This is a genomic window from Hydrogenivirga sp. (genome assembly GCF_056450045.1).
Map to the genome: position 1 here is coordinate 1 of NZ_JBWONM010000218.1, position 3,449 is coordinate 3,449.

Consider the following 3,449-nt stretch of genomic DNA (forward strand, 5'->3'; position numbering starts at 1 on the left):
GTTGGGCTGTTCGCCCATTAAAGGGGGACGCGAGCTGGGTTCAGAACGTCGCGAGACAGTTCGGTCCCTATCCGCCGCGGGCGCAGGAGCCTTGAGGGGGTCCGTCCCTAGTACGAGAGGACCGGGATGGGGCAGGCTCTAGTGTACCGGTTGTCCCTCCAGGGGCAGCGCCGGGTAGCTATCCTGCTACGGGATAAGCGCTGAAAGCATCTAAGCGCGAAGCCCACCCCAAGATAAGGGCTCCCTGAAGGGCCCCGGGAGACTACCGGGTTGATAGGCCGCAGGTGGAAGCTCAGCAATGGGTGAAGCCGAGCGGTACTAATAGCCCGTCCGACTTGCATACCTACCTGAGGAGAGGGAGACCTATTAAGTTGCCGATTCCCCGGTGCCCATAGCGGAGGGGAAACACCCGGTTCCATTCCGAACCCGGCAGTTAAGCCCTCCAGCGCCGATGATACTGTGCCGGACCGCGGCACGGGAAAGTAGGTCGGTGCCGGGGTTTTAAAATTAAGCTATGCTTCTCTTCTTCTCTTTCTTTCTCTTTATAAGCTCCTGCCTATCATCCCAGTATACACACCTGACCATATATAAGCCCACACCCTGCCACAAGGTTGAAAGCTATGAGGTCTCTAAAAAGGTGCTCAGGGTGTATTTGACCGAAGGCTCAAGACTGTGTACCCAGGTTATAACCAAGGAGAGGCTTTCCATACCTTCTACCCTTCTAAAGGATGTGAGCTTTATAGAGATATACAATGGTGGAAGGCTGTGGAAGAGACTCAGGTTAGAGAAATAACGTCAGCCTTTACATAGTCTCTCAACACCTCGGGAACCTCAACGGTGCCATCTTCCCTCTGATAGTTCTCAAGTATGGCCGCAAGGGTTCTTCCCACAGCAAGACCTGAGCCGTTCAGGGTGTGAACAAACCTGTTCTTTCCTGAAGAGTCCTTGAACCTTGTCTTCATCCTCCTTGCCTGAAAGTCCTCGCAGTTTGAGCAGGAGGATATCTCCCTATACCTGCTTTGAGAAGGAAACCAGACCTCTATATCGTAGGTTTTAGCCGCGGAAAAGCCCAAGTCCCCTGTGCACAGCTCCACAACCCTGTAGGGTAGATTGAGGAGCTTAAGAACCTCCTCCGCATCTGCTGTCAGGCTTTCAAGCTCACTGTAGGAGGTCTCCGGATGCACTATCTTGACAAGCTCAACCTTGTTGAATTGATGCTGGCGTATTATCCCCCTTATATCCTTCCCGTGGGAGCCCGCCTCCCTCCTGTAACAAGGTGTGTAGGCTGTAAGGTATATGGGTAGGTCTTCCTCCTTGAGTATCTCTTCCCTGTATAGGTTTGTAAGAGGTACCTCGGCTGTAGGAATGAGGTAGAGGTTGTCCCTCTCACACCTGTACAGGTCCTCCTCAAACTTTGGGAGCTGACCAGTTCCGACGAGCACCTCTGGGCGAACAAGATGGGGAGGCATCACCTCCTGGTATCCCTTATCCCTGTGCAGGTCTAACATAAAGTTTATCAGTGCTCTCTCAAGCCTGGCACCCATACCTCTTACCACTGTGAACCTGCTTCCTGAGAGCTTCGCTCCCTTTGCAAAGTCAAGTATGCCGAGCTTCTCCCCTATCTCCCAGTGGGGTCTTGGCTTGAATCCAAACTCCGGGGGTTCGCCCCACCTCCTTATCTCAACGTTGTCCTCTTCGTCCTCGCCAAGGGGCACGCTCTCGTGGGGAAGGTTCGGAATCCTGAGAAGGACCTCTTTGAGCCTCTCCTCTATATCGGAGAGCTCCTCTTGTAGCTTCTCTATCTTGTGCTTTAGCTTCCTTACCTCCTCCTCAAGGGCTTGTGTGTCCCTGCCCTCCTTCCTGTAAGACCCTATCTCCTTGCTCTTCTTGTTCCTCTCAGCCCTCAGGGATTCAAGCTCTGTAAGTATCTTCCTCCTCCTGCTGTCAAGCTCAAGGACATCGTCTATGAGCCTTGGTAGTTCTTTGTCCCTGGTTGAGAGGCGCTCCTTAACGAAGTCGGGTTTTCTCCTGATGAGCTCTATGTCAAGCATGGATTAAATTTTACTCCACTATCTCAAAGGCATCACCTTCCTTAGCGACGGCTATTGAGCCCATCTTCTTGTTCTTTGTAAAGTAGAGGGCTTTGTCCACCCTCTCTATGAGGTCTTCGGGCGTTCTGTCCTCCTTCCTGACCTCAGACACCGCTACGGTCGCCGATATGCTCGCTATAAAGGGGATTGACCTTATGCACTCCCTTATCCTCTTTGCTACCTTAACGGCGTTCTCCGCGTCTGTTTTGGGAAGAAGGATTAGGAACTCGTCCCCGCCGTACCTGACGCCTATATCCGACCTCCTGAGGTGAAGCTTTATGCACTGCCCTACCTTCTTGAGAGCCTCGTCACCAGAGAGGTGTCCGTACTCATCGTTTATCCTCTTCATGTTGTCAAGGTCCAGGAATAGGACGGAAAAGGTCTCCCCGTGCCTGTGCCAAAGGTACATCAACTTCTCAAATACGCCAGAAAGGAACCTGCGGTTGTAAAGCTCTGTGAGCGTGTCAAATATGCCCGACCTTATCATGGTGAGGCTGGTTATGTTTATCAGGGACTCCCAGTAAACTCCTCCAACGGGAAGCTTGCCATAGGACCTTAGGTAAACCTCAAAGTCAAGGGTGACCGTATCTATCCCTTCCTCCTTGGAGACTATGGGACACTTTATGTTGTACTCGGGACAGGGCTTCTCAAGGTTGTATAGCACCTGGAAGCATTTCCTCCCCACCACATCACCCAGCATAGCCTTTCCCGTTTCGTTGAGGGAAGTTATCACGTAGTTGCTGTTTATTATCACAACGGGAAGGAACTTCTCAAGGTCTTCTAAGCTCATAGGGTTGTATTATAAGCTTCGCTCCTCGGAGTAAAAATTTTAGAAGGGAACGAAGGCGTAGCCTTTATTCTGAAGCTCTATGAGCGTTATCCAGCTGTTTGGAACGGTCTCTATGAACTTAGGCACTCCTTTTATCCTGCCCCTCTCCATGGCTATCCTGCAGGCTTTCACCTCTACGTTGTAGAAATCCTTGAGTGTGCGGAGCTGGCTCTGTATCAGGGCTATCTTCTCAGCCTTCTTCTTTGGGAACCTCTTTAGGTTCTTCTCAACCACGGGTATGCAGTGGGAGTGTATAGTTATCACAAAGCTGTAGTCCTTGCCTTCCCTCGTCAGGCTCTCCGCTGTCTTCTTTACGAGTGAGAGTCGCAGGCTTATCCAGTCAAGGTCTCCAACCGCACAGTCAAAAACAGCCTTGAGCTTGTCCTGAGAGAAGGAAAGAAGGGGCAGTGTAAGGAAGAGGATTAAAAGCTTTCTCATGGGCTACCTCCTAAGTCTATTATTGAGCAAGAGGACTTCCTGAATTGGGAGCAGAGCTCGTCTCCGGGATTTGCATCAATGGTGCACCTGTG

4 protein-coding genes and 2 rRNA genes are annotated in these 3,449 nt (G+C 51.4%); 3 read left to right on the forward strand and 3 right to left on the reverse strand.

Features of this window, described 5'->3' with window-relative positions; all coding sequences use genetic code 11:
- The 3 genes from AC1HCM_RS08930 to AC1HCM_RS08940 form a co-directional block, all read left to right on the forward strand.
- Positions 1 to 343, forward strand: a 23S ribosomal RNA gene (locus tag AC1HCM_RS08930); the annotation flags it as partial.
- 38 nt (positions 344 to 381) lie between these two features.
- A 5S ribosomal RNA gene (gene rrf, locus AC1HCM_RS08935) occupies positions 382 to 499 on the forward strand.
- 15 nt (positions 500 to 514) lie between these two features.
- Positions 515 to 793 carry a hypothetical protein gene (locus AC1HCM_RS08940; protein WP_479461418.1) on the forward strand — a complete coding sequence of 93 codons (279 nt, stop codon included), beginning with the start codon at positions 515 to 517 and terminating at the stop codon, positions 791 to 793.
- On the opposite strand, the gene serS is transcribed toward AC1HCM_RS08940, so the two are convergent.
- Genes serS through AC1HCM_RS08955 form a run of 3 tightly spaced genes read right to left on the reverse strand, consistent with a single transcriptional unit; the run spans position 777 to position 3,357 of the window.
- Positions 777 to 2,051, reverse strand: a complete 1,275-nt coding sequence (gene serS, locus AC1HCM_RS08945) for a serine--tRNA ligase (protein ID WP_479461419.1) — start codon at positions 2,049 to 2,051, stop codon at positions 777 to 779. The genes AC1HCM_RS08940 and serS overlap by 17 nt on opposite strands.
- 10 nt (positions 2,052 to 2,061) lie before the next feature.
- Entirely contained in the window at positions 2,062 to 2,880 is an 819-nt protein-coding gene (locus AC1HCM_RS08950; RefSeq protein ID WP_479461420.1) for a GGDEF domain-containing protein, read from the reverse strand.
- Between the two features lie 39 nt (positions 2,881 to 2,919).
- Entirely contained in the window at positions 2,920 to 3,357 is a 438-nt protein-coding gene (locus tag AC1HCM_RS08955) for a DsrE family protein (RefSeq protein WP_479461421.1), read from the reverse strand.
- Between the last annotated feature and the right edge of the window lie 92 nt (positions 3,358 to 3,449).

Excerpts from the sequence above, each read along its gene's own strand:
- AC1HCM_RS08940 (WP_479461418.1), top strand. The coding sequence starts at position 515 with ATGCTTCTCTTCTTCTCTTTCTTTCTCTTTATAAGCTCCTGCCTATCA.
- serS (WP_479461419.1), bottom strand. The coding sequence starts at position 2,051 with ATGCTTGACATAGAGCTCATCAGGAGAAAACCCGACTTCGTTAAGGAG.
- AC1HCM_RS08950 (WP_479461420.1), bottom strand. The coding sequence starts at position 2,880 with ATGAGCTTAGAAGACCTTGAGAAGTTCCTTCCCGTTGTGATAATAAAC.
- AC1HCM_RS08955 (WP_479461421.1), bottom strand. The coding sequence starts at position 3,357 with ATGAGAAAGCTTTTAATCCTCTTCCTTACACTGCCCCTTCTTTCCTTC.